This is a genomic window from Candidatus Methylacidiphilum fumarolicum, assembly GCF_949774925.1.
Lineage (GTDB): Bacteria > Verrucomicrobiota > Verrucomicrobiia > Methylacidiphilales > Methylacidiphilaceae > Methylacidiphilum > Methylacidiphilum fumarolicum.
On sequence record NZ_OX458932.1, the window covers coordinates 356,523 to 380,351 of the forward strand.

The following is a 23,829-nucleotide window of genomic DNA, read 5'->3' on the forward strand; positions in this document are numbered from 1 at the left end:
AAATGAACACTCCCATATTCCAAAATACCATTGAGTATTTTTTCTTTGACCTTTTTCTGTATTCTGCCATCCAAAAGATCCTCCATTTTTCTCCTTTTACTCGATCCGTGGAAAGCTACAGGCTGCTGCCAACATACCTTGTGGTTCCTTTATCGATCCTCATTATCCTCTCTGAAATTGGAGTGGCTGGCTCTTTTCTTTCTATCCCCACACAAGCTAGTGCATCTTTTGCACTGATCCTTTTAATAAGCTTCTCAATAGCTATTTTGGTTAATCTTCTTAGAGGAAACAAAAAGATCGATTGCGGCTGTTTTGGCCATTCCAAAGAGGTCTCCTCATGGATGATTCTTGTTAGAAATATCATTTTGTGCGGTATCTTGGTCCTTCTCTATCTTCTTCCTTCAGCTCTGCGGTTCCCCACATTCTGGGAGCGAGTATTTTCTTTCTGGATGGGCACTATTTTTTTCGTCATTTTTTCAGGTTGGAACCAAATCATTACCAATGCTTCTCTACCTTTATTGAAAAAAAAGATGCTTTATGACTGAACTGCTTATTGCTTCCCTTATTCTGTCGTGGGTGGCGATCGGCTTTCTAGCCCTCGTTCTTCTTGCACTTGCTCGACAGATCGGCATCCTTCACGAAAGGATCGCCCCGCTAGGAGCCTTGTCATTTCAGGGGGGAATCAAGGTTGGAGAAAAATCTCCATTGTTTGAATTAAAAGACCTGGATCAGAATCGGCCGCCAGTACGAATCGGAGGGGAACATCCTTTGAAAAAAAATAGCCTTCTTTTATTTGTTTCTCCTTCTTGTCCAATTTGTAAGAAGCTTCTACCTGGAGTCGCTTCTTTGAGTCGGTCACTCAACAATCTAGATATAATCTTTGCCAGTGATGGAGAAAATCTTGCTGCCCATCAACAGTACAGAGCCTCCACATTCTTATCCCCATTCCCCTATGTCCTTTCAAGAGAGCTTGGGGTTGCCTTTGGAGTGAGCGCTCTTCCCTACGCGATTTATCTTGACGCAGAAGGAAAAGTTATGGCAAAAGGACTTGTGAACAATTTAGAGCAGCTAGAAGGATTGCTCCATCCTGTTCAAAAACAGGGAGAAGAATCAAAGGAAAACCTAAAGCTCTCCCTTTCCAAAAAAGACTTTTCGAGATCCCAAGACTTCAAAAACACCAATCAACCAGCATGAATTGGATCGATCGGCTAGTCGAGTTCTGGTCTCGTCGCCTTGCCCTACGTGGTTCCAGGCGTGGGTTTCTGACTTCTTTGGCTTTATTTTTGGGAGCAGCCTGCAAACTCTTGCCTGCTCCCATAGAACGCACCCAAAGCCAAAGCACAGCTCCAGAAGAGAAGGAGCTGACAGAGAAGACAAACAATGAGTCTTCCTGCGCCTACTGGAGGTATTGCAGCATCGATGGGTTTCTTTGCAGCTGTTGCGGTGGAGGAGTCACGGCGTGCCCACCGGGAACATTCCCTTCTCCAACCCACTGGGTCGGAAGCTGCAGAAATCCGCTGGATGGCAAGCAGTATCTGATTTCGTATAGGGATTGCTGTGGAAAGGGAGCCTGCGGTAGGTGCTACTGTCAGCAAACCAATGAAACAGAAATGCCTGTTTATCAAATCAACCGGAATAACGATACGATCTGGTGTTTTGGAGCACCGAATATGATGTATCATTGTACAGGAGCCTCCATCTTAGGATTAGCTCAGGATTTTCATAAAGAATGAATAGGAAAAATGTCTTCTTTTTTGCTATTTCGATCATGCCCTGCTAAATGGCATCGAATCTTCCATAGGAATATGGCTAGAAGTTTATTGCCAGTGGTATTTTTATCTGCTTTAGCTCTTTTTCTCATTTCCTCAGAAATGTTGTTAGCTATGCCACAAGAACAGGCATTATATTTCCTTCACTGTGCAGGCTGTCATGGCTTAAAAGGAGAAGGAATCGCTGGAGTCGCTCCTCAAATTGCTCAAACGATCGACTTTTTCCTTCTAAGCCCTGAGGGCAGAAAATATGTAATCCAAGTGCCTGGGGTTGCTTTTTCTTCCATACCCGATGAGGCACTTGCAGAGCTGTTAAACTGGCTTATTCTGAATTTTGGTCAGACGAAAAGAAAATTTCAAAAATACACGACTCAAGAAGTTGCGGTTGCAAGAAAAGAACCCTTGCTCGATATTGACGAGGCAAGAAAAAGGATTTTGCAAACACTTCCAGAAAAAATCATCTTAATCAAGTCCTGGCAACGCTACGCTACATTCAATACAAAAAGTATCAAATAGAAAGAGATAGATTTTGGAAAAACTAGTTTTGATACATGAACAAAGCCTTTTGTAGAAATTTTGGTTGTAATCGATTGGGTATAAAAGCAAAATAAATAGCCTCAGAGAAGAACTTCTTCATAGCCCTCGTGGCGGAATGGCAGACGCACAGGACTTAAAATCCTGTGAACCGAATAGGTTCGTGCGGGTTCGAGTCCCGCCGAGGGCAGTTTTTTCTACGATAAGAGTAAGGAATGGTTATTAATATTGGTATGCCAATCTAGTTAAATGCCTGCATGGCAAACCTATCTTCGCCGAAGAGGTTAGGCGCGCTGATCGGTCTGAGCCTACACAGGCAGTAGCGAAGGGTGATGAGAACACCGCACACGCGCCGACACAAAAGTCTCCAGCGCTGGGCAGAAGGGGAAGAAAAAGCAGCCGGCCTCGTTTGTGCAAGGGGCAGGCGGACATAGAGCGGCCAATAAATACAAACCTAAGCTCTCTTCTTATTCTACGAAGAGCTTCTGTACTTGTTTCTTGAGGATCTCCACATATATATGAGAATGCTCCAAGTAAAGAGCATTCCAGGCGCACCCTACCAATGCGCAGCGGCGTGTTTTAAGAGCGCATAGAATTTCTGGTGCCTTTGAGAGGGTCCATCCAGCCTATAGCTCTCTGGCTTTGTCTGCGATGTGGGTAGGTCTATCTGAAGAATTGCCTGGGGGGACAAGTTTGTAGGCCGGTATGGTAGGCATATGAGCTATGCGGATAGGGTTAGTGCATACCACCTCAAAAAAAAGATTGGAGATCGGGAGAATATGCCTGTGGAAGCCGCGGGAACGGCTGCATGCGATGCTTTTGAAGAGGTTTATCCCTAATAGCGGGCTACTGCCGGATTGAGAAATCGATGAGAAGAACTATTCCGGGACGGATGGCTCTAGGCACAGGAAAGATACCCTCTTTGATTGCCAAGATGACTCCCTAATACTATCCCGATTGCCCAGAGAATGCAACGGGCTTGGCAATCCCCGAAGCATCCCAGTTCAAAACCAAGGCGAAAGGAAAGAATATGGAGCAGACGTAAGTAAGTCTAGAGTATGTTTTAGGAAGAGCTTTAGATTAGGAGGATATAGAATAAAGTCATAAAAACTATTCAAAAAAAAACAATATATATAGGATGGAAAAATTTTTTTATCAGACTATTATTCTATGGATTTGTAATGGACTTTCTTCCTATTACGGACATTATATGACTCTCATTTAGAGAGGTGGAAAAGCAAATTTCTATTGGGAGAAGGTGTAATGAGTATCGGATAGGAAGAAAAAAATAAATAGATGAAAATATGCGATATAACGCAGTTTTATTCGCCTCGCAGTGGGGGAGTAAAACGATATCTTTCTGAAAAACAGGATTATATTCGACGCTTTGGGAAAGACGAGCATTTTTTAATTGTTCCTGGAGAAAAAGACTCTCATTATTCAGAACAGTTGGTCCATATCATTACCATTAAGTCTCCCAGGTTAGATAAGACCTCCAGATACAGAGCGATGCTCAACCTGCAGGCCCTATCCTTGCTTCTTGAACAGATAAAACCGGATATTATCGAAGTTGGGGATCCCTACCAATTAGCATGGTTTGTCTTAAGAAAGGCAAAAAGGCTTAAAATTCCTGTGATTGGCTTTTATCATAGCCATTTCCCAGAAGCCTATCTTAGAACTTTTTCTCGCTACGGGGGAAGGCTGTTGGAGCAAATGTTTAGAAGTTTTTCAAAAAGCTATATCCTCGAACTTTTTTCAAAATTTAAATTGACCATTGTCCCTTCTTATAAACTCTGTGGGCTTCTTAGAAGTTGGGGATTAGCTAATTCTGTTCCTCTGCCCTTAGGGGTAGATACAGATATTTTCTGTCCTGGTCCAAAGGATGAAAGCTGGCGAGAGCACTTGGGCATTCCTTCTGATGCTTTCCTTCTCCTTTATGTTGGGAGACTTTCCAAAGAAAAAAATCTTGTTTTACTTCTTGAAACTTTTCGTTGTCTTCTTGAAGAGAAAGCTGGGAGCAATTATTGGCTATTAATTGTTGGAGATGGCCCTCTTAGAAGCCTTGTGTTAGAGGTTAAGCGGAGGAACCAAAGGATAACATGGATTCCTTATATTGATTCAAAATACGATCTTTGCCGTAGTTATCGCTGTGCAGATCTATTTGTCCATCCTGGCATCGTCGAAACATTTGGTCTGGTTACTATCGAAAGCCAATCCTGTGGGTGTCCTGTCATCGGGATTCAAGGGACGAATATGGAGGAGCAGATTGAAGGAGGGCTAGAATACTGGCCGAAAAAAAATTGTCCAAAAGCTTTTGCTGCTGCCATAAAAGCTTTTCAGGCAATAGACTTAAGAAAGCTAGGACTCGAATTATCCAGGAAAACTAGAGAAAAGTATGGATGGCCTCAGGTCTTTGACAAGTTATGGGGGTATTATCAGAAAGCGATTGATGGAGAAATTCCTGAGCCCGAAAAGCCGAGTATTATAGAATGTTTGCAAAGCCAAGTCGTCGATGAATCTCACCACTAAAAAAGTAGCTACCGACAACATCGAGCCTTCTGATCCAACAGACAAAGTGATCATTCGCAAATATTGTTGCAAAGATAGGGAAGCACTTAGAACTATCTGTGCGGATACTGGCTTCCTAGGGAAGCCTATTGACCCAGTATTTGAGGATAGAGAATTGTTCGCCGATTTTCTTACCCGTTACTATACAGACATGGAACCGGAGTCGGCCTTTGTGTGCGAAAGGAATGGAAAAGTGGTTGGGTATCTTATCGGCTGTTGCAAGCCTAGATTGAAATTTTGGTATCATCTGTTGTATGATCCTTTGCTGTTCTTTAAGGCTTTCTACCGTTATTTCTTTAAGCCCTATAATGCTGCAACCAAAAAATATATCCAGTGGGTGCTCACTAGAGGATGGAGGGAGACCCCACCAGCTCCAAAAGATTGTCCCCATTTTCATATTAACCTGTTAGAGTCAGTCAAAAGCCCGAACACGACACGCAGACTGATAGATAGTTTTTTGGCTTATTTAGTTTCTAAAGGGCATCGAAAAGTCTATGGCCAGATTGTTGTCTTTGGGGATAGACGAAAGCCGGCTCTTTTTCGTCGGTTCGGATTTGAGGTGATCAATAGCATGGAAGTCACAAAATATAAAGAGCATTATCCTTCGAAGATTTTTCTTTTTACAGTGGTAAAAGACTTAGAGAAAAGGCCTTTGCTCTATTCGAAGTAAAGAGGAAAGCCCTCTATTATTGATTTAGTGATATGGCTGAGAACCTACTTTTTGTCACTCTTCATGATGTATATCCCATGAACAGAAAAAAAATTGAGAAACAAAGAGAGGCTCTTGCTGCATGGGGAATCGAAAAAGTAGGGCTACTCATCGTTCCCTTTTATCATCATAAAAAATCGATTGTCGAAGATCCCAGTTTTTGTTCGTGGATAAGTACCTGTGCTAGCTTAGGAGACGAAACGATCGTCCATGGTTTTTATCACGACAGGATGGGTAGAACAGATAAATTTTCTGAGTTATTCTGGACACGAATTTATACACAGCAAGAAGCTGAGTTCTTAGGTATTGAAAAAAAAGTGGCTTTCAGGCGGCTAGAGGAAGCAAAAAAAATGTTTATGAGCCTTGGATGGTCCACTAGAGGATTCATTGCCCCAGGATGGCTTTTTGATTCTCCCTTGCTAAAGTGGCTTCCGGAAGTAGGTTATGCGTATACGGTAGCGATTGATCGCATTATTTTATTTGAAAATCCATCAACTTCTTCTATTTTTTCATTTTCTCATTGCTGGTCCAATAGATCGGCCTGGCGCCGGGCTACTTCCATTGTGTGGAACAGCTGGCTAAAACAGAGAAATATTTTAAGTAAAAAACGCTATGTACGTGTAGGGCTGCATCCAGAAGATAGTGATTATCCAGCAATCTGGAAGCAGGTTGAAAAAATAATCAAGGATTTTCTTGAAGTTGGAATGCATCCGGAGACCTATGGAAGCCTGGTCAAAAGTTGATCTGCATCTTCATTCAAAGTATTCAGATAGGCCTTCAGAATGGATTTTAAGAAGGATAGGTTTTCCTCAAAGCTGTACGTCTCCTCAAGAACTTCATGGGAAGCTGCAAAAGGAAGGCATGCGTTGGAAAACTATTACCGATCATAATCGGATTGAGGGATGTCTTGAGCTGATGGAAAGGCATTTGGATGTATTTATGGGGGTAGAATTATCCACCTTTTTCCCTGATGGTTGTGAGATCCATCTATTGATTTGGCACTTTCCACCGAGTGATTTCAAGATTTTTAAAGAACTAGCCTCGAATGTCTACGAGCTTTCCAGCTATCTTCTTAAAAGGAATATTCCCCATGCGGTAGCGCATCCTTTAAAAAGTGTCAATGGCAAACTTACCGTGGACCATTTTGAAAAAATGGTCCTTCTTTTTAAAGGATTTGAAGTCTGTAACGGATCATTAGAACCTCTTTCTCAGAAAATCCTCACCCTCTGTTTAAACGCATTGACTCCTGAACGCATCGAAGAACTCTCCAGGCGGCATTGCCTTATGCCCTTAGTTCCTAACGCGCATGAAAAGATTTTTATTGGCGGCTCCAATGACCATGGAGGGCTTTCGGTTGGGTCAGCCTGGACGGAAGTACAAGGAGCTGAAAGTGTTGACACTTTCTTCAACTCCCTTTTTTCTGGAAAGGGAAGGGTCCAGGGGGAGCCAGGGGATCCATTAAAGGTCTCCACCGGATTTTACAATACTTTCTTTAAATTCGCTCAGAGCCGTCTTAAGCAGACGGCTCCCTTAACTGCTGAGCTAATTGGAAAGATTGCCGAAAGATTTGTCAAAGGACAGAATCCAACCGCCTTTTCTTTTGCAGAAAAAATTGGACACCTTGCTGAGGCAATTCGTACTGGCCAGGCCTTTAATTATGTTAGGATAACGGATGGGCTGACCCTAACCAAGCAGTTCATTGATTTTTTGACTGATTCGAAAACCAAAGACATGCTCGATGCTATTGTTCATTCTAAGGAAAGCCCTATTAGTCGTTCGTTTCGCATAGCTTCTACAATAGTAAACGAGCTTTCTTATAGATTCTTCCTTCAATTCGTCACAAGGCTAGAAAAAGGGGATTTTCTGGATGCTTTCCAGTCCCTAGCTGGCTTTTTCCCGCTAGGTTTAGCCGTGCTTCCTTATTTCTGGGCTTTTAACGAACAGTCCACCGACAAAGCTTTCTTAAGAAAATTGGCAAAGGACTATCTGGATCATCTACCAGCGGAGCTTTCGGAGGTCAAAGTAGGTTGGTTTACTGATACGATCGATGATGTCAATGGGGTGGCTCGAACCATACAAGCTATGGCCAAAACAGCTTTCCAAGCGAAAGCACAACTGAAGCTGGTCATTTCAAGAAGCAACCTCAAAGAGTTGGAGATTCCTGTACAAAATTTTGAGCCGATAGGCGAGTTCGAAATTCCAGAATATAAACTTCAAAAATTAAGTTTTCCCCCCATTCTTGAAATAATCGATTATATAAAGAAAGAGGATTTTTCTCATCTGCTCATTAGTACCCCTGGTCCCGTCGGCTTATGCGCCCTCTTAGCTGGAAAACTGCTTAAGATTCCAATGATAGGTATCTATCATACCGATTTCCCTCAGTATGCCCGTTTTCTCAGTGATGATTCATGGATGGAGACGCTGACTTGGAAATATATGGAATGGTTCTACGGTCAGTTGAATAAAATTCTGGTTAACACCGAATTTTATAAGAAATGCTGGATTCAAAGAGGTGTTCCTGCTGAAAAACTTTCTCTTTTCCCTCGAGGCATTGATGTGGATATGTTTAGTCCTTCCTTTTATGATCCAGCGTTCTGGAAAAAATATAAGGCTAAAGAGCCAGTGATTCTTTATGTAGGAAGGATTTCAAAAGAAAAGGAACTTGCCTTTCTCGCCGACGTAGCCCATCATTTGTGGAACAAAGGAAAACAATTTACTCTAGCTTTTGTCGGCGAGGGGCCATTTAGACAGGAGCTCCAAAAGTTGCTGCCACACGCTGTGTTTACTGGGGTGTTGACAGGCCTAGAGTTGAGTAAAGCTTATGCCTCTTCTTTTCTGTTTGTCTTTCCGAGTACCACGGATACCTTTGGAAATGTGGTGCTTGAAGCGATGGCTTCGGGTGTGCCCGCCATCGTTTCAGATGTTGGGGGGCCTTCAGAGCTAGTCGGTGCGCTGAATATTGGGAAAGTCTGTAAAGGAAAGGATCTTAAGGCGTGGGCTGAAGCCATTGAATTTTACTTGGATAATCCACTCTCATGGAAGGTAAAGCTAGAAATGGCAGAGAAGATAAAACAAGAAAGAAACTGGAACACAGCTTTTCAAAATTTTTGGAAAATATTTAAAATCGAAGATTAAAAAGAAGCTCACTATGAACGGTACAACGGCTTTGAATCTTTCTCCTTACAAATCCTTGGGTTTTCTTGAACCTGGCCAAGATATACTCGAAGAGAACACTCTCCACCAGCTATTCGATAGGCTTGAGAACGAACTTAAAAATGTAAAGAGCTTGGAAGAACTTAAGCGGTGGATTGGTTATTATGATGAACTGAGGGAAGCACTCGATGAGCAAAGGGCCATTCGGTATATCTCGATGACTTGTCAGACGGATGATGAAGAAAGAGAAAAAAAATATCTCTATATCATCACCGTGGTTGATCCATTAAGAAAACCGCGCCAGATTGCGATTTTAAAGAAATTAGTTGAAAACCCTTTTTTTAAAGAACTGGAGGAGTCTTACAACGTTTTTAAAAGATCGGTATTAAGCCAGCTTTCCATATATAGAGAAGAGAACGTAGCCAGAGAAATCGAAGAGGAAAAGCTCTGCCAGCAATATCAGAAGATTTCTGCAAGCCTGACAGCTTCGTATGAAGGTAAAGAATATACGCTAGTTCAATTGAGCCGGTATCTTGAAGAGCAGGATAGGGAGAAAAGAAAAAGGGTATGGGAAACCATAGCTCATAAGAGGTTAGAGAAAAAAGAGCTTTTTGATGAAATTTTTGATAAGTTATTATCTATCCGCTCACAGATTGCTGCCTCGGCGGGTTTTGAGAACTATAGAGATTATATTTTTCAAAAATATCAACGCTTTGATTATACACCAGAAGACTGTTTAAAATTAGGTAAAGCGATAGAAGAGGTTGTACTGCCTCTGCAAAAAGAGATCGAAGAGTGGAGAAAAAACGCCTTGAATTTGGACCAATTAAGACCTTGGGATTTATCGGTCGATCCAGAAGGAGCTCCTCCTTTAAGGCCTTTTCATAATGGGAAGGAACTGTTTGAAAAGGTAGGAAATATTTTCAAGAGGATAGATAACCGCCTCTGGAATTTTTACAAGACATTGGGAGAAAAAAACCTGATTGATTTAGAAAATAGAAAAGGGAAAGCCCCAGGCGGCTATCAGAGCACGCTTCCTTTGGCTCGGCTCCCCTTTATTTTTATGAATGCGGTGGGGACTCATAGGGATTTAGAAACCCTTCTCCATGAATCTGGACATGCATTTCATTCCCTAGCCTGCAGGGATCAGTTTCTCTATGATTACCGCTCAGCTCCTCTAGAGTTTTGTGAAGTGGCTTCCATGTCCATGGAACTCTTTGCTGCATCGTATCTGGATGAATTCTATTCCAGTTCCGAACTAAAAAGAGCGAATCGCAAACTTTTTGAAGGCATTATTCTTTTCTTCCCATGGATGGCGACTGTGGATGGTTTCCAACAGGAGCTGTATGTAAGTCCAGACAAGAGTAGGGAAAAGCGAGGAAGAATCTGGGAGCAGCTGATGGATAGGTTCGGTGGTACGGTGGATTGGAGGGGATATGAGGAAGCCCGTCGGTATTTGTGGCAGAGGCAACTCCATATTTTCGAGGTGCCTTTCTATTATGTCGAGTATGGAATTGCCCAAATCGGGGCTTTGGCGTTTTGGCTGGCAGCCAAAAAGGATTTAAAAGCCACTCTTGATCGCTACCTTTATGCTTTGTCTCTAGGAGGCTCAAGACCCCTGAAGGAACTGTTCCAGGCGGCTGGACTGCCTTTTGATTTTAGCGCTCCCACACTAAAACCATTAGTAGAGGCGGCTAGAGAGGAATGGTTGCGGTTGAGGGAATAAAATTGCCAATCCCTCCCAGAACAATTCCTGCTTTGCTTGTTTTTGAGGTTTGGCTCGTTGCCATGAGTAGTAGTGAGCAACTTACTGCTACTCACTACTACTCACTGCGTTCTCTGCCTTTGTCGCTGAGCTCGTTTGCTCAAGAAGGGTTATTTTTCTTTTTCTTTAAACTCTCTGGTTGTGTTCCTCGATTTGTCCGTTAAATCAGTTTTCCTTTTACGGAGCTGTCTAGCTAGCCGATCGACTATAAGATCGACCGCTTGATACAGATCATGCCCCCGATCTTCTGCGACAATATCCTTACCAGGAATGTATAATCTAGCTTTTATACAAAAAGCTTGATGGCTAATGTCGGCCTTAGAAGGTTCATGATGGATATTCAATTGGGCAGACAGAATCCGATCGTTGATTCGGGTTAATTTTTCAAATTTCGATTCGATATGATTGTGGAGTGCATCGGTCAACTTTAAGGTTGGTGATGAAATCATAATTTGCATTCTGATAATTTATCTTTTTTTTTGACATATTGTCCAGATCAAATCCTATTTGCTTTCTCTCCAATTTGTGAGAAGATTATTTTTCTACTATGCATACGGCTGCAACAAATCAATTGGTGCTTTATGACACGACCTTAAGAGATGGAGCACAAGGAGAAGATATTCACTTTTCTCTTTCTGATAAGCTTCGAATTGCTAAAAGGTTGGATGAGTTTGGCATAGCCTATATAGAAGGAGGATGGCCAGGCAGTAATCCTAAGGATTTTTCTTTTTTTAGTCAGGTAAAAAGTTTGAACTTAAAACAAGCAAAGATTGCTGCTTTTGGTAGCACCAGAAAGGCCATGCTTGCTGTAGAAGAAGACCAACAGATAAGGCTTTTGTTGGAAGCGCAAAGCCCTGTGGTAACGATCGTTGGGAAAAGTTGGCTGCTGCATGTTTTAGAAGTGTTGAGGACCTCTGAAAAAGAAAATCTTGCGATGATCCGAGACTCTGTCCAATTTTTAAAATCCCACGGCCGAGAGGTTATCTTTGATGCCGAACATTTTTTTGACGGTTATAAATCGAATAAGGAGTATGCCCTCCAATGCATTAAAGCGGCCGAGGAGGCGGGGGCGGATTTCATCGTGCTTTGTGATACCAATGGGGGCAGCTTGCCATGGGAAATTGGACAAATTACCTCTGAGGTCTGTTCGAGTTGTAAGGTGCCTATTGGGATTCATACGCATAACGATGGAGAGCTGGCCGTTGCTAACGCCCTTTGGGCAATAAAATCTGGAGCACGTCAAGTCCAAGGGACAATCAATGGTTATGGGGAAAGAACTGGGAACTGTAATCTTATATCTGTTATCGCGAATCTTGAACTGAAAATGGGACAAAAAGTTCTTCCAGATGGAAAACTCAAAGAACTAAGAGAACTGTCTTTATTTGTCGATGAAATTGCGAATGTGCGCCCCAATCCGAAGGCGCCTTTTGTTGGTAGATCTGCATTTGCCCATAAGGGGGGGACGCATGTCAATGCCTTGCAGAAACTACTAAGAAGCTATGAACATATTGATCCAGCTCTTGTTGGAAATCATCGGAGGATTCTGGTTGGAGAACTTTCTGGTAAATCCAACATTGTTCTTAAGGCAAAGGAGCTTGGAATTGCTTTAGAAGAGAATAATCCTAATATCCAACGGGTGCTTAATAAAATTAAGGAGTTGGAAGCCAAAGGATATGAATTTGAATCAGCGGAAGCCTCTTTTGCCTTGCTTCTGCGTAAACTCCTTTCTCCTTATCCATCCTTTTTCCATTTACTAGAATATCATGTGTCGATCCGACAACTGCCTTCAAAGAATTACAAAGTCTGCGAGGCGACCATAAAGATATCCATCCATGGAGAAAGGGTCTACACGGTCGCTGAGGGGGATGGGCCTGTGCATGCCCTCGATAGAGCTTTGCGTGAGGCATTGGTAAAATTTTATCCTGCTATCGGTCAGCTCCGGCTGGAAGACTATAAAGTACGGATTATTGATTCAACGGAAGGAACGGCTTCTTCGATTCGCGTATGGGTTGAATCAACTGATGGCAAAGAGATTTGGTCAACCGTAGGCGTTTCTCATGATATTGTTGAGGCTTCCTGGCTGGCGCTCTTCGATAGTATAGAATACTGGTTATTGAAAAAAACTGAAAATGGATAATAGCCATTTTTCGTGCTTAAATTGTAGGGCAAGGCACGATAGTAGGCTGTGGCAGAGCCTGTGGGACCAAATGCTTAAATGGCGAAGGGTAAAATCTATACAGTGGGGAAAAAGCTAAGCTGCAACTCCACAACGGGGTGGGTTTAAAAAGAGTTAAATCACTTTTTCTCTTCTTTTTTCTCTTCTTTCTTTTCTTTTTTATGTTTCTTTGTTTTCTTCTCAGGTTTCGATTCGTCTTGAACTTGTTCGGCTTTGGGCTTTGCAATGCCGCAAATGGGACCAAAGGCAAGACTCAAAGACATGACTACAAACAATATTTTAGTGATATTTTTCATTTCAATAACCTCCTTGTTAACATTTCAATCATTTTCCACCGTTTAGATTCCCTACCCTTCGCTAAATTTAAGCATATATATTGCAAGCACTTTATAGATTGCTAATTTGCAGTGATCTTAGTAATAAATACAATGGAAGTCAAAGTCTTTTCTATAAAATGTTATTCATGTTTTAGTTCGTTCTACCTATAAAAACGAATGATTGCTTATTACATTCATCATTTAAGCCCTTTTCTTGTTCAATTCTCTGAGGGGATCGGTATTCGATATTATGGACTAGCTTATGCCCTTGGTTTTTTATTTCTATGGATAGGATTAAGATGGCAGAGAAAAAGGGGTTGGCTAAAGCTTTCTATCCGTCAAGTGGATGATTTGGTGTTTTGGATTGCCCTTGGAGGCGTATTAATTGGTGGTCGGCTTGGGTACTGCCTGCTTTACGATTTTACTCACATCATCCATGAGCCCTGGTCGATTTTTGAAATATGGAAAGGGGGGATGTCAAGCCATGGTGGTATCATAGGGGTGCTGATCGTCCTTAGCATAGCTGCCTACAAATGGAACATTCCTTTTTTCCAAATCGCTGATGCTGCCACATGGTGTGCGCCTATAGGCATCTTTTTTGGAAGACTGGCTAATTTTATAAATGGAGAACTGTGGGGAAGGCCGACGACCCTTCCATGGGCAGTGATATTTCCAGAGGCACCTTTGGTCAATGGACAGGCTGTTCCTCGGCATCCTTCGCAGCTCTATGAAGCCTTCCTAGAAGGGGTTGTGCTCTTTGGCGTCTTAACTTATATCCGCTTGCATGTAAAAACCACGGGCTTGGTTTCGATTGGGTTTCTTTTCTTTTATAGTTTGCTACGGATCCTTGGCGAATGTTTTAGAGAACCCGATGCGCACATTGGCTACTATTTTGGTTTTCTCACACAGGGTCAACTTCTCTCTTTGCTGACTCTGCTGCTTTCTTTTATTCTTTTCTATATGAGAAAAAAGTGGTTAGTAGAGACAGAGAAAGAATCGATCGTAAGCAAACAGTAATTATGTTAATTAATTATGCTAGAGAATGCTGCTGGCAAATATTAGTCCTGAAGCCAGGATTGTTTGTGTATTGGAGTGTATCAAAAAAGCAGTAAGAAAGAACAAATGACACAAAAGATGAATCCATTGGAAAAGTTGCGTCATTCTGCTGCCCACGTATTAGCAACGGCCATTTTAGAAATATGGCCAGAAGCACAATTGGCAGCGGGACCTCCTGTGGAAGGAGGATTCTATTATGATGTGGAATTAGGCCACCGGATTAGCCCAGAGGATTTTCCACTGATAGAAGAAAAGATGCGTCGTATTATTGCAGAAAGACAGCCCTTCAAAAGAATTGAAGTCTCAAGAGAAGAGGCTAGAGAATTAGCTTTAAAGGGCAGGTTGGGGGCCTTATCTGAAAGAGCTACTCCAAGCCGTTATAAACTGGATATCCTTGCCTCGATTCCGGAAGATGAGCCAATTACACTCTATCAAAATGATCATTTTATCGATCTCTGCGCAGGTCCGCATGTTGAAAATACGGGGTTGATAAAGGGATTTAAACTAACCCATGTTTCTAGTGCTTATTACAAAGGGGATGAAAAAAACCCACAACTCCAACGTATCTATGGAACGGCCTTTTATTCAGAAAAAGAACTAGAAGCTTATCTGAAGCAACTGGAAGCCGCTAAACAAAGGGATCATCGTAAGCTTGGCAAAGAACTGGAACTTTTCCTCATAGACGAGGAGGTGGGACCAGGTCTTCCTCTGTGGCTTCCTAAAGGAGCAATCATACGGGCTGAACTTCAAGTCTTTCTGACTGAAGAGTTGCAAAGGCGAGGGTATCAGCTGGTTCATACCCCTCACATTGGCTCATTAGATCTCTTTAGGATTTCTGGCCACTATCCTTATTACCGAGACTCTCAATTTCCTCCGATCCTCGAGCCTGCTGAGCTTAAGGAATATGAGCAAAAACAGATGAGTTGTGCAGAATTGGCCAATCGGCTAGAAAAAGGTGAGGTTAGTGGCTATCTTTTAAAACCAATGAATTGTCCCATGCATATCCGGATTTTTTCTTCTAAGCCACGGTCCTATAAAGATTTGCCCATACGTCTTGCTGAATTTGGCACTGTCTATAGATTTGAAAAGTCTGGAGAGCTTTCAGGGCTGACTCGGGTTCGGGGATTTACTCAGGATGATGCGCATATTTTTTGTATGGAAAGTCAGGTGGAAGCAGAACTTTTAAGCTGTTTGGAGCTTGTAAAAGTCGTTGTGGAAAAACTGGGGCTGACGGATGCCAAAGCAAGATTGGGATTAAGGGGAGAAGATAAAGAAAAGTATGTGGGAAGTGCAGAAAGTTGGCAGAAAGCTGAAAGGGATCTACGGAAAGCTGCCGAAGATTCGGGTATCAACTTTGTTGAGGAACTAGGAGAAGCCGCTTTCTATGGGCCGAAAGTCGATTTTCTTGTCAAAGATGCTATTGGAAGATTATGGCAACTGGGAACTGTGCAATTGGATTACAACTTGCCTTTGCGCTTTTCTCTTTCCTATGTTGGAGAAGATGGCAATAAAGAGCGTCCTGTAATGATTCATAGGGCTCCCTTTGGATCGATGGAAAGATTTCTTGCCATTTTGATCGAACATTTCGAAGGGCATTTTCCGCTTTGGTTGGCTCCCGAACAGGTGCGGGTTATTCCTCTTTCCGATGCATTTGTCCCCTATGGCCAAAAGGTGACTGAGCTTTTGCAACAGCATAAATTTCGGGTTACTTTAGATAGAAAAAATGAAACACTTGGAGCAAAAATTCGTATTGCACAACTTGAAAAAGTGCCTTATATGCTAATCGTTGGGAAAAAAGAAGAACAAATGTCTACAGTTTCGGTAAGAACCGCAAAGAAAGGGAATCTTGGAGAGATGGAACTAGAGGCATTTCTTTCTCTCCTCTTAACTGAGTATAAAGAGCGAAGAATCTAAGAAGACTATATATACTGTGCATCCTTCATCTCGTTTTCAACATAACAGCAAAAAACCATTCGTTAGGATAAACAATGCTATTCGGGCAAGGGAAGTGCTCGTGATCGATTCGACGGGGAAATCTTTAGGTGTCCTTCCCATTCATGAAGCGCAGCAAAGGGCTCAACAGCAAGGGTTGGACCTTGTTGAGGTTTCGCCTCATGCCAATCCCCCTGTCTGTAAGATCCTGGATTATGGGAAATATAAATATTCACTTTCCAAAAAAGAGAAAGATTCAAAAAAAGGGGCGACAAAACTCAAAGAAATCCAGCTCCATGTGAATATCAATGAGCATGATTTTCTCATAAAATTAAAACAGGCTGAAGCTTTCATGGCGAAGGGAATGAAAGTAAAGTTCAATCTTTTTTTAAGAGGCAGAGAAATTACACACCAGGATCTAGCATTGAATTTGATGAAAAGATTGATTCAAGACTTAGCACACGTCGGCCAGACGGATCAGGAGCCGAAACTGGCGGGAAGAAATATTTCCCTTACTTTTATTCCTTTACCAGCGAACAAAAGACTGCTAAAGTATAACCTCTCTGAGGTTGAAACAAGTAAGCAAAAACCACAAGAAGAAAAGGATAAAACTTAAAAAGTCCTAAAGGGGATTAAAGTGTGGAGGTAAATAAAAATGCCCAAACCTATAGCTCGAAGAAAAACAAAAAAATCTGTCGCAAAAAGATTCAAAGTATCGGCAAACGGTAAAATTCTTTATCATGGTGCAGGGAGGCGGCATCTGGCATCCTCGAAAAATAGGAAAAGAATGAGAAGAATTGGCTCAGTAAAACTAGTAGACAGTTCGGATCGAACAAAAATTGAGGAAAGCCTCCCCTTTTCTAATCGCTAAAAGGATTGTGCTAAGAGACGAAGGGAGGAAAGCATATGGCAAGAGCAACAAATTCAGTAGCATCTCGTAAACGACGCAAAAGACTGTTACGGAGTGCGCGTGGGTTTCGTGGGAGAAGGAGTAAACTTTTTCGATATGCCAAGGATGCCCTCTATAAAGCTAGGTATTGGGCTTATAGGGATAGGAAAACCAGAAAAAGAGAGTTTCGTGCTCTGTGGATTCAACGCATTAATGCTGCCTGCAGAAACAGTGGATTAACTTATAGTCGGTTTATGGAGGCTTTAAAGAAGGCTGGAATTATAATGAATAGAAAAATGCTGGCAGAACTGGCTGTTCGATCTAGTGAAGATTTCAACAGGTTTTTAGAGGTGGCTAAGGAAGGGAAATCTGCTAGTTAAAAATATTAAGGAATTGCTCTTTCCTTCCTTTCATGAGGAAAAAAGTCGTCATTCTAGGTTCGACTGGTTCGATTGGGCGGAGTGCTCTGGAAGTAGCCAGAAAGCTTTCGGAACGTATTGAAATAGTTGGTCTTGCGGCAGGGACTCAATCAGAATTACTCCGAAGGCAGTGTCATGAGTTTAAACCCAAAGCCTTTGCTTTGTGGAAAGCTTCTTCAAAACCGGAATGGTTCAATGAGTTGGCAACATCCAAGGGATTATGGGGCCCAAACAGTCTCAACGAGCTTATAGAGGAGGTAGAGGCCGATATTGTGCTTGTTGCTATTGTGGGGACTGGAGGACTTGAGCCAACCTTAAGGGCCATAGATAAGAAAGCTCTCCTCGCTCTTGCCAGCAAGGAAATTCTTGTGATGGCTGGATCAGTCGTGATGCGAAGGATAAGAGAAAAAAATGTGCAGATCATTCCTGTGGATAGTGAGCATAGCGCGATTTTCCAGTGCATTCGAGGCGAAGATTGCCGGGCCCTCAAAAGGATTATTCTCACTGCTTCTGGAGGACCGTTTCGAGGCTATACGCTCGAACAGCTTAAAAAAGTGACTGTCGCAGAAGCCTTGAATCATCCCACATGGAAAATGGGTAAGAAAATCACAATTGATTCGGCTTCCCTTTTCAATAAAGGGCTTGAGATGATCGAAGCCCATCATCTTTTCTTTCTTCCTTATTCTCAGATCGATGTCGTCATTCATCCACAAAGCATTGTGCATTCTTTAGTTGAGTTCTGTGACGGTTCTCAAATAGCACAGCTGAGCCATTCCGATATGTGCCTTCCTATCCAGTTTTCTTTTACGTTCCCAGAAAGGCTGCCTAGCCCCGTAAGACAATTAAACTTATATGAAGTTGGAACCTTGACATTCGAATCTCCTGATCACAAAAGTTTTCCTGCTCTTAGGCTGGCAAGATTTGCTGGAGAGGCTGCCGGAACTTATCCGTGTGCCTTGAATGCTGCTAATGAAGTGGCGGTGGAAGCATTTTTGGAAGGTAAAATTTCTTTCTCTCAAATATGGGAGTGCGTGAGCTATATTCTTGATACCCACCGGCAGATACAGAATCCAGGACTAGAAGAAATTATCCAAGCCGATGAGCTTTCAAGAATGGCTGCAAGAGAATGGATAAAAAAAAGAAGTTAGACATTAAGCGGTAGTGGAATAAATTTCTTTTTAAATATTGCTATGGGCTTTAAACCACTCCTTCATTTTCTTGTCATATTGTTCGAAGTAATCCTGCTTTTTAACATTATGATTGTTGTCCATGAGCTTGGCCATTTTTTGGCAGCAAAATGGAGAGGACTGGTGGTTGAAAGGTTCGGGGTTTGGTTTGGCCATCCTATTTGGAAAAAAGAGATTGGAGGGGTAACCTATAGTTTGGGATGGATTCCTGCTGGGGGATTTGTAGCCTTGCCTCAGATGATCCCTAACGACAATAAAGAGGAGAACAATGGCCAAGAGAAAAGTTCTCTGCCTCCGGTCTCTCCAAAGGACAAAATTATCGTAGCTCTGGCGGGTCCTCTTTTTAGCTTGCTTCTGGCAATCGTCTTTGCTCTGGTCGTCTATGTTGTGGGTCGTCCGGTGAGTGAAAGCGAAATGACTACGGTTATTGGCTATGTCATGAAAGACTCTCCCGCGTATCGAGCAGGATTGCAACCAGGGGATAAAATAGTATCAATCGATGGTCATCCTGTTTCTAGATTCCAAGGTATGGATAATGACTCAGTCACATGGAATATCATTCGAAGCGAAGGATCGACGATTGCTGTAGAGGTTGATAGAAACGGGAAGAAGTTGCGGTTTAATGTTGTTCCTGTCAAGGAAGAAAAATCAGCCTTCCAGAGGAAAGGTTTGAGACAAATCTTTATTATGCCGGCTCAAACTCCAACGGTTGCTAAGGTGTTTCCTGGGAGTCCTGCCGATGCTGCTTCTATTCAACCAAACGATCAGATTCTAGAAGTAGATGGCCAAAAACTCTATTCGCCCTTTCTACTTAATGACTATGTGAGTTCCCATCCCCAAAAAGAAATGACATTGTTGATTAAACGGGGGGAGAAGACTTTTTCAGTCCGAATCAAACCCATGACTCCCGAAGGGGAAAATGTTCCAAGGATCGGTATTTTGTGGGATTTAAATGGCCAGATGACCCTATCACATCCGACTCCGTTGGAACAGCTCAAAGCGAGTGTTTCTGCGATGTTCAATGTTTTGCAAGCTCTTTTATCTCCCAAGTCTGACATCAAACCTCAGCATTTGAGTGGACCAATAGGAATTATGAGATTTTATTACATGCTCTTTGAAAGCCCTCATGGATGGAGGCTTGCCCTTTGGTTCAGTGTCCTTTTCAATGTTAATGCCGCTCTGATCAATTTATTCCCAATTCCAGTGCTAGATGGAGGGCATATTCTTTTGGGATTGGTCGAATGGATCCGGGGCCGGCCTCTGAGCCTTAAGTTGCTAGAAGCTTTGCAAACCGTCTTTGCTACTCTCCTTATTGGTTATATGCTCTATGTTACCTTTTTCGATGTTCAAGAAATTCCTTGGAAATCTAAAGGAAATATTCCAGAATTAAAATTCCATCCTAAGGAGGGAGAGCCGGCTCCTCAGCCTCATTCTCCCTAATGAAAATGGAGGAGCAACTATGTTCTCTTATAAACGGAATTTTTTTGAATATACACGAAGACCTGTTCGAGAAGTTCGGGTGGGTTCAGTGGGATTAGGTGGGCCTCATCCCATAGTCGTTCAATCGATGCTCACCTCTGATACGATGGATACCGATAGCTGTTTGAAAGAAGCTATGGAGCTTGTAGACTGCGGATGCCAAATTGTCCGGATTACTGCCCCCACGGTTAAGGATGCCTCTAATCTTGAGTTTATTCGCAAGGGCTTAGATCAGTTGGGATGTAACGTGCCCATTGTTGCTGATATTCATTTTAAACCGGAAGCAGCCATGGAAGCTGCCAAATGGGTGGAAAAAATTAGAATCAATCCGGGGAATTTCTCCGACCGGAAAAAATTTATCATTCGATCGTATACGGACCAGGAATATAATGAAGAACTTCGAAGGATAGAACAAACGTTCCTGCCGCTTCTTGAGTTTTGCTCCAAAAGGAAGATAGCGCTGCGTATTGGGACAAATCATGGCTCTCTTTCCGATAGGATAATGAACCGGTATGGAGACACGCCTCATGGCATGGTCGAGAGTGCTTTGGAGTATGCAACGGTTTGTAGAAAATACGGTTTTCATGACATTGTCTTTTCGATGAAAGCTTCGAATCCTCGAATTATGATTGCAGCTTATCGTCTGCTTGTTGAGCGTCTCGAAAAGCTTGGCGAAGATTGGAATTATCCTATCCATGTTGGAGTTACTGAAGCTGGGGATGGGGAAGATGGTCGGATCAAAAGCGCCATTGGTATCGGTTCTCTGCTAGCCGATGGCATAGGGGATACGATACGGGTATCCTTAACAGAAAGTAGTGTGCACGAAATTCCTGTGGCCAAAAAACTTATTGCCGTGGTGGAGGAGTTGGCAGCCGCACCCGCTCCAAAAGTCAATGGATTTTCTTTTAAACCTTCCTTCGAATATAACAGGCGGCCTACTCTACAGCTTGATTATGGCATAGCGGTAGGAGGAGAAGCACCAGTGCGAGTAGCCGTCCCTTTATCCCATTATGATTATCTTAGAAACAATCCGCCTGGTAAAGAGTTTCTTGCAGAATTTCCTTATGATCCTTCTGCTGTGAGCGAGGTTGATCTAGATGATATCCAATCGATTTTAGCTTTAAAAGAATCACCAACAAAATTAGTGACTATCAAAGATGGCTCACCTTACCCACCGATCTTTGCTTTTAGAGCCTTGGCGTCGATCTTAGGGGACCGGCATCCTATCCTTTTGAAAGATACATTTTACCCGGAGAGAGATCAGCAAGCGGCCGATAAGGAAAAAAACCTCATAGCTTCCAGTCTTCATATTGGCTCTTTGCTTTGTGATGGTATCGGAGATGCCATTCTAATACGACGGGATCCAGATCCTTCCTATGCTCTCGTCTTGGCCTATTCTATTTTACAGGGGGCTGGCAACCGGATTGTAAAAACTGAGTATGTGGCTTGTCCTTCTTGTGGAAGAACTTTGTTTGATCTTCAATCGACAACGGCCCGTATAAAAAAAGCAACAGGCCATCTCAAAGGTCTTAAAATAGCTGTCATGGGTTGTATTGTCAATGGGCCTGGAGAAATGGCAGATGCAGATTTTGGCTATGTTGGTGGGGCTCCGGGGAAGGTGAATTTGTATGTAGGGAAAAAAGCGGTGAGATTCAATATTCCTGAGGCTGAAGCGGTAGAGGCGTTGATTGAGTTGATAAAAAAGGAAGGAAAGTGGATCGATGCCGCCTCCTAAAAACATACTAGGGACTTGCTTACGCCTGCCACAAATTCGTTCTTTTTTCCTTAGTTTAGGACCAGGATGCCCCTGGGATTGCTAAGGCCAATTCCTTCTCTGGGGAAGCGGCGTGGTATTGAAGAGCCGGCGCCGCTCCCACAAATCGCGATGGCAATCGCTCCCGCTTCTCGTCCATCCGCTGCAGTTAGCCCCTGCCTAGAGTGATCCGCCTTGGAATAGTCCTCCCCCTCGTTGGGTTTCCAATCGGGTGGTTTCCCGTTCCTGCGGGAAAACCTTTCTAAAAGAATCGCATGCAGCCGGTTCTGCGGCGGCCTCAGGGATATCTTCGGATCTCCAATCCTTTTTTTTGAGGTTGTATACGCCAACCTTGTCCGCGTAGAGGGGGCAATGCCGCATGTTAGCAGGGGATCAGTTCCTAATGTCGCTTGACAGAAGCGTGGATTCACTTTACAGTGCTTGTGGATTGGTTTTGTTCAAGAAATAGTCCGATTTTCAAGGAAACCAAAAGATGAACGCGCAACTCCCGTTGGAACAGCTCTCGGAGGAGGTCTTGGAAAGGGAGGTGGAGCTTCTCGAATACAGCAAGGCGGCCGATCCACTTTCTTCCGGAGCGACACCCAGGGTGCCGGTAAAACAATTTCTTCCAGATCTCTACACCACCGGGGGAACTCGCTTAATTCCTTTGGATCTCTCCGGGGAACTCGGAATAGCCTATCCGGCTACCACCCCAAGCCTGCTTGCACAGTTTATCAGTCTTCGCGGTGGGGATTCTCTGAGGACTGCTCCACAGGCGACTAGCGAGCTCTTCTATGTGATTGCGGGCTGTGGCCATACCGAGACCGAATGGGGAGCGATTCCCTGGAAGAAGGGCGATCTTTTCGTGCTTCCGGGAATCGAGGCGGTCCACCGTGCCGAGGAGGATGCGTTCTTCTATGCAGTGAACGATAGCCCCCTGCTCAACTACTTAGGGGTGGAGAAGCGGGAGAGCCGGTTTGCTCCCCTTCACGTCCAGGGGGAAGCGCTCCGACAAGCGGTCGAAAAGGTGAAAGCAGAACCGGAAGCGGGAAAAAGAAACCGGGTTAGCGTTCTTTTAGCAAATCGGAAGTTTCCCCAGACGATGACGGTGACCCATTGCCTATGGGCGATGTTCGGGATCATTCTCCCAGGCACTCGACAGAAACCCCACCGCCACCAGTCGGTTGCACTTGACTTCGTGGTGGAAGGGAGACCAGGAGTCTATACCCGGATTGGCTGGGAGCTCAATGGGGATGGGTCGATTCGGGAAGCGGCTCGGATTGATTGGGTATCGGGCTCAGCGTTCGTCACGCCTCCCGGTTGGTGGCACGAGCATGTGAACGAATCGAGCGAGGATGCCTACATCCTGCCGATTCAGGATGCGGGCCTCCACACCTATTTGCGGACGCTTGACATTCGCTTTACTTAACGCTCCTCCGCTGTCCTTTGATGGCGCTGGGTTTAAATACGATTTTAACGGGAAAGGTTATGAATCCGTGTGATTCCTCTCCCCCCTCTGAAAGCATCGACTCCCCTTGATCGCCGAGGTTGCAGCGGTTATTGCAGCCTCCTTCCTGCTGGTCACGATTATCCCTTGCTTTATCAGCAACGAAGCTCTTCGGGCCTGACCCGAACGCTTGATGAACGGTCGACTCAAAGAGCATCGGCCCTAGATTTCCCGAGCCTATTTCCATCCGCTCTGTTCCTAAAAACATATTCGAGACTTGCTTACGCCGGACCCAAGTTCGTTCTTTTCGCCTTGGTTTTGCCCCGAATCGCTTTCTCCCCCCACAAGTTGTGTTTGTGGGTTTTCTTGTATTGAGGGTGGTTATTGGATTACGCCATAGGCGTTTTTACTGCGTGTGGCTGCTATCATATGTTTATAGATGATCTGCGGGCATATCATAGTCACTTCTTTTTCACTCTACTGATATTTTAGATGCCTCACATTACCTATTGTCTGTTGTGGTAGTTTTGCATTTCTACGAACTTCCCATTTTCTTTTTGGATTTTAACATCTACTGAATACGGCTTCCATGCCTTAACAGCAAATGGATCCTATTCGTAATCAATTGCTTCGCCGTTGTCTGTAACGATGCTTACGTAAAATTTAAAAGAATGCT

At 43.4% G+C, this 23,829-nt stretch carries 21 protein-coding genes and 1 tRNA gene; 20 read left to right on the forward strand and 2 right to left on the reverse strand.

Going from position 1 to position 23,829, the window contains the following annotated elements; genetic code table 11:
- The first annotated feature begins 2 nt into the window (after positions 1-2).
- From QOL44_RS01545 to QOL44_RS01590, 10 genes are all read left to right on the forward strand, one after another.
- Positions 3-545 carry a MauE/DoxX family redox-associated membrane protein gene (locus tag QOL44_RS01545; RefSeq protein WP_009060438.1) on the forward strand — a complete coding sequence of 181 codons (543 nt, stop codon included), beginning with the start codon at positions 3-5 and terminating at the stop codon, positions 543-545.
- Positions 538-1,194: a thioredoxin-like domain-containing protein gene (locus QOL44_RS01550; protein WP_009060437.1), complete on the forward strand. Its 657-nt coding sequence runs from the start codon at positions 538-540 to the stop codon at positions 1,192-1,194. The genes QOL44_RS01545 and QOL44_RS01550 overlap by 8 nt, the downstream gene beginning before the upstream one ends.
- Positions 1,191-1,733: a methylamine dehydrogenase light chain gene (locus QOL44_RS01555; RefSeq protein ID WP_009060435.1), complete on the forward strand. Its 543-nt coding sequence runs from the start codon at positions 1,191-1,193 to the stop codon at positions 1,731-1,733. Before QOL44_RS01550 ends, QOL44_RS01555 begins: the two co-directional genes overlap by 4 nt.
- A gap of 72 nt (positions 1,734-1,805) precedes the next feature.
- Entirely contained in the window at positions 1,806-2,285 is a 480-nt protein-coding gene (locus QOL44_RS01560; RefSeq protein ID WP_009060434.1) for a c-type cytochrome, read from the forward strand.
- 122 nt (positions 2,286-2,407) lie between these two features.
- Positions 2,408-2,493 (forward strand) — tRNA-Leu (locus QOL44_RS01565).
- 1,106 nt (positions 2,494-3,599) lie between these two features.
- On the forward strand, positions 3,600-4,832 hold the full coding sequence (locus tag QOL44_RS01570; protein ID WP_009060428.1) for a glycosyltransferase: 1,233 nt from the start codon (positions 3,600-3,602) through the stop codon (positions 4,830-4,832).
- The gene (locus tag QOL44_RS01575) at positions 4,816-5,541 is read left to right on the forward strand and encodes a hypothetical protein (RefSeq protein ID WP_009060425.1); all 726 of its coding nucleotides are present in this window, start codon (positions 4,816-4,818) and stop codon (positions 5,539-5,541) included. Before QOL44_RS01570 ends, QOL44_RS01575 begins: the two co-directional genes overlap by 17 nt.
- Before the next feature lie 32 nt (positions 5,542-5,573).
- Positions 5,574-6,323, forward strand: coding sequence for a DUF2334 domain-containing protein (locus tag QOL44_RS01580; protein ID WP_009060423.1), 750 nt, complete (start codon positions 5,574-5,576; stop codon positions 6,321-6,323).
- Positions 6,301-8,715 carry a glycosyltransferase gene (locus tag QOL44_RS01585; protein ID WP_009060421.1) on the forward strand — a complete coding sequence of 805 codons (2,415 nt, stop codon included), beginning with the start codon at positions 6,301-6,303 and terminating at the stop codon, positions 8,713-8,715. Before QOL44_RS01580 ends, QOL44_RS01585 begins: the two co-directional genes overlap by 23 nt.
- Positions 8,716-8,728: 13 nt before the next feature.
- A complete protein-coding gene (locus tag QOL44_RS01590; RefSeq protein WP_009060419.1) occupies positions 8,729-10,459 on the forward strand; it encodes a M3 family oligoendopeptidase in 1,731 nt (576 codons plus the stop codon).
- A gap of 149 nt (positions 10,460-10,608) precedes the next feature.
- On the opposite strand, the gene hpf is transcribed toward QOL44_RS01590, so the two are convergent.
- Positions 10,609-10,947, reverse strand: coding sequence for a ribosome hibernation-promoting factor, HPF/YfiA family (hpf, locus tag QOL44_RS01595; RefSeq protein ID WP_009060417.1), 339 nt, complete (start codon positions 10,945-10,947; stop codon positions 10,609-10,611).
- Positions 10,948-11,045: 98 nt separating this feature from the next.
- Between hpf and cimA the strand changes: the two genes are divergently transcribed.
- On the forward strand, positions 11,046-12,635 hold the full coding sequence (gene cimA, locus QOL44_RS01600) for a citramalate synthase (RefSeq protein ID WP_009060415.1): 1,590 nt from the start codon (positions 11,046-11,048) through the stop codon (positions 12,633-12,635).
- 158 nt (positions 12,636-12,793) lie between these two features.
- On the opposite strand, the gene QOL44_RS01605 is transcribed toward cimA, so the two are convergent.
- On the reverse strand, positions 12,794-12,970 hold the full coding sequence (locus tag QOL44_RS01605; protein ID WP_009060413.1) for a hypothetical protein: 177 nt from the start codon (positions 12,968-12,970) through the stop codon (positions 12,794-12,796).
- Between the two features lie 198 nt (positions 12,971-13,168).
- Between QOL44_RS01605 and lgt the strand changes: the two genes are divergently transcribed.
- The 9 genes from lgt to QOL44_RS01650 all read left to right on the forward strand — a co-directional run bounded on the left by lgt (position 13,169) and on the right by QOL44_RS01650 (position 23,135).
- Entirely contained in the window at positions 13,169-14,008 is an 840-nt protein-coding gene (lgt, locus tag QOL44_RS01610; protein ID WP_009060411.1) for a prolipoprotein diacylglyceryl transferase, read from the forward strand.
- Between the two features lie 105 nt (positions 14,009-14,113).
- Positions 14,114-15,961 (forward strand): threonine--tRNA ligase, encoded by a 1,848-nt coding sequence (thrS, locus tag QOL44_RS01615; RefSeq protein ID WP_009060409.1) that lies wholly within the window; start codon positions 14,114-14,116, stop codon positions 15,959-15,961.
- A gap of 16 nt (positions 15,962-15,977) precedes the next feature.
- Positions 15,978-16,595, forward strand: a complete 618-nt coding sequence (infC, locus tag QOL44_RS01620; RefSeq protein ID WP_009060407.1) for a translation initiation factor IF-3 — start codon at positions 15,978-15,980, stop codon at positions 16,593-16,595.
- A 39-nt stretch (positions 16,596-16,634) separates the two neighbouring features.
- The gene (gene rpmI, locus QOL44_RS01625) at positions 16,635-16,850 is read left to right on the forward strand and encodes a 50S ribosomal protein L35 (protein WP_048814736.1); all 216 of its coding nucleotides are present in this window, start codon (positions 16,635-16,637) and stop codon (positions 16,848-16,850) included.
- A gap of 35 nt (positions 16,851-16,885) precedes the next feature.
- Positions 16,886-17,248 carry a 50S ribosomal protein L20 gene (gene rplT / locus QOL44_RS01630; protein ID WP_009060406.1) on the forward strand — a complete coding sequence of 121 codons (363 nt, stop codon included), beginning with the start codon at positions 16,886-16,888 and terminating at the stop codon, positions 17,246-17,248.
- Between the two features lie 32 nt (positions 17,249-17,280).
- Positions 17,281-18,435: a 1-deoxy-D-xylulose-5-phosphate reductoisomerase gene (locus QOL44_RS01635; RefSeq protein WP_009060404.1), complete on the forward strand. Its 1,155-nt coding sequence runs from the start codon at positions 17,281-17,283 to the stop codon at positions 18,433-18,435.
- A gap of 42 nt (positions 18,436-18,477) precedes the next feature.
- On the forward strand, positions 18,478-19,914 hold the full coding sequence (gene rseP / locus QOL44_RS01640) for an RIP metalloprotease RseP (RefSeq protein ID WP_009060401.1): 1,437 nt from the start codon (positions 18,478-18,480) through the stop codon (positions 19,912-19,914).
- 19 nt (positions 19,915-19,933) lie between these two features.
- Entirely contained in the window at positions 19,934-21,688 is a 1,755-nt protein-coding gene (ispG, locus tag QOL44_RS01645; RefSeq protein WP_009060399.1) for a (E)-4-hydroxy-3-methylbut-2-enyl-diphosphate synthase, read from the forward strand.
- 511 nt (positions 21,689-22,199) lie between these two features.
- Positions 22,200-23,135, forward strand: a complete 936-nt coding sequence (locus QOL44_RS01650; protein WP_009060397.1) for a cupin domain-containing protein — start codon at positions 22,200-22,202, stop codon at positions 23,133-23,135.
- Positions 23,136-23,829: the final 694 nt, after the last annotated feature.

What these genes read in the sequence shown, in the direction of transcription:
- QOL44_RS01545 (WP_009060438.1), top strand. Translation starts at nt 3, where the DNA reads ATGAACACTCCCATATTCCAAAATACCATTGAGTATTTTTTCTTTGAC.
- QOL44_RS01550 (WP_009060437.1), top strand. Translation starts at nt 538, where the DNA reads ATGACTGAACTGCTTATTGCTTCCCTTATTCTGTCGTGGGTGGCGATC.
- QOL44_RS01555 (WP_009060435.1), top strand. Translation starts at nt 1,191, where the DNA reads ATGAATTGGATCGATCGGCTAGTCGAGTTCTGGTCTCGTCGCCTTGCC.
- QOL44_RS01560 (WP_009060434.1), top strand. Translation starts at nt 1,806, where the DNA reads ATGGCTAGAAGTTTATTGCCAGTGGTATTTTTATCTGCTTTAGCTCTT.
- QOL44_RS01570 (WP_009060428.1), top strand. Translation starts at nt 3,600, where the DNA reads ATGAAAATATGCGATATAACGCAGTTTTATTCGCCTCGCAGTGGGGGA.
- QOL44_RS01575 (WP_009060425.1), top strand. Translation starts at nt 4,816, where the DNA reads ATGAATCTCACCACTAAAAAAGTAGCTACCGACAACATCGAGCCTTCT.
- QOL44_RS01580 (WP_009060423.1), top strand. Translation starts at nt 5,574, where the DNA reads ATGGCTGAGAACCTACTTTTTGTCACTCTTCATGATGTATATCCCATG.
- QOL44_RS01585 (WP_009060421.1), top strand. Translation starts at nt 6,301, where the DNA reads ATGGAAGCCTGGTCAAAAGTTGATCTGCATCTTCATTCAAAGTATTCA.
- QOL44_RS01590 (WP_009060419.1), top strand. Translation starts at nt 8,729, where the DNA reads ATGAACGGTACAACGGCTTTGAATCTTTCTCCTTACAAATCCTTGGGT.
- hpf (WP_009060417.1), bottom strand. Translation starts at nt 10,947, where the DNA reads ATGATTTCATCACCAACCTTAAAGTTGACCGATGCACTCCACAATCAT.
- cimA (WP_009060415.1), top strand. Translation starts at nt 11,046, where the DNA reads ATGCATACGGCTGCAACAAATCAATTGGTGCTTTATGACACGACCTTA.
- QOL44_RS01605 (WP_009060413.1), bottom strand. Translation starts at nt 12,970, where the DNA reads ATGAAAAATATCACTAAAATATTGTTTGTAGTCATGTCTTTGAGTCTT.
- lgt (WP_009060411.1), top strand. Translation starts at nt 13,169, where the DNA reads ATGATTGCTTATTACATTCATCATTTAAGCCCTTTTCTTGTTCAATTC.
- thrS (WP_009060409.1), top strand. Translation starts at nt 14,114, where the DNA reads ATGACACAAAAGATGAATCCATTGGAAAAGTTGCGTCATTCTGCTGCC.
- rpmI (WP_048814736.1), top strand. Translation starts at nt 16,635, where the DNA reads ATGCCCAAACCTATAGCTCGAAGAAAAACAAAAAAATCTGTCGCAAAA.
- rplT (WP_009060406.1), top strand. Translation starts at nt 16,886, where the DNA reads ATGGCAAGAGCAACAAATTCAGTAGCATCTCGTAAACGACGCAAAAGA.
- QOL44_RS01635 (WP_009060404.1), top strand. Translation starts at nt 17,281, where the DNA reads ATGAGGAAAAAAGTCGTCATTCTAGGTTCGACTGGTTCGATTGGGCGG.
- rseP (WP_009060401.1), top strand. Translation starts at nt 18,478, where the DNA reads ATGGGCTTTAAACCACTCCTTCATTTTCTTGTCATATTGTTCGAAGTA.
- ispG (WP_009060399.1), top strand. Translation starts at nt 19,934, where the DNA reads ATGTTCTCTTATAAACGGAATTTTTTTGAATATACACGAAGACCTGTT.
- QOL44_RS01650 (WP_009060397.1), top strand. Translation starts at nt 22,200, where the DNA reads ATGAACGCGCAACTCCCGTTGGAACAGCTCTCGGAGGAGGTCTTGGAA.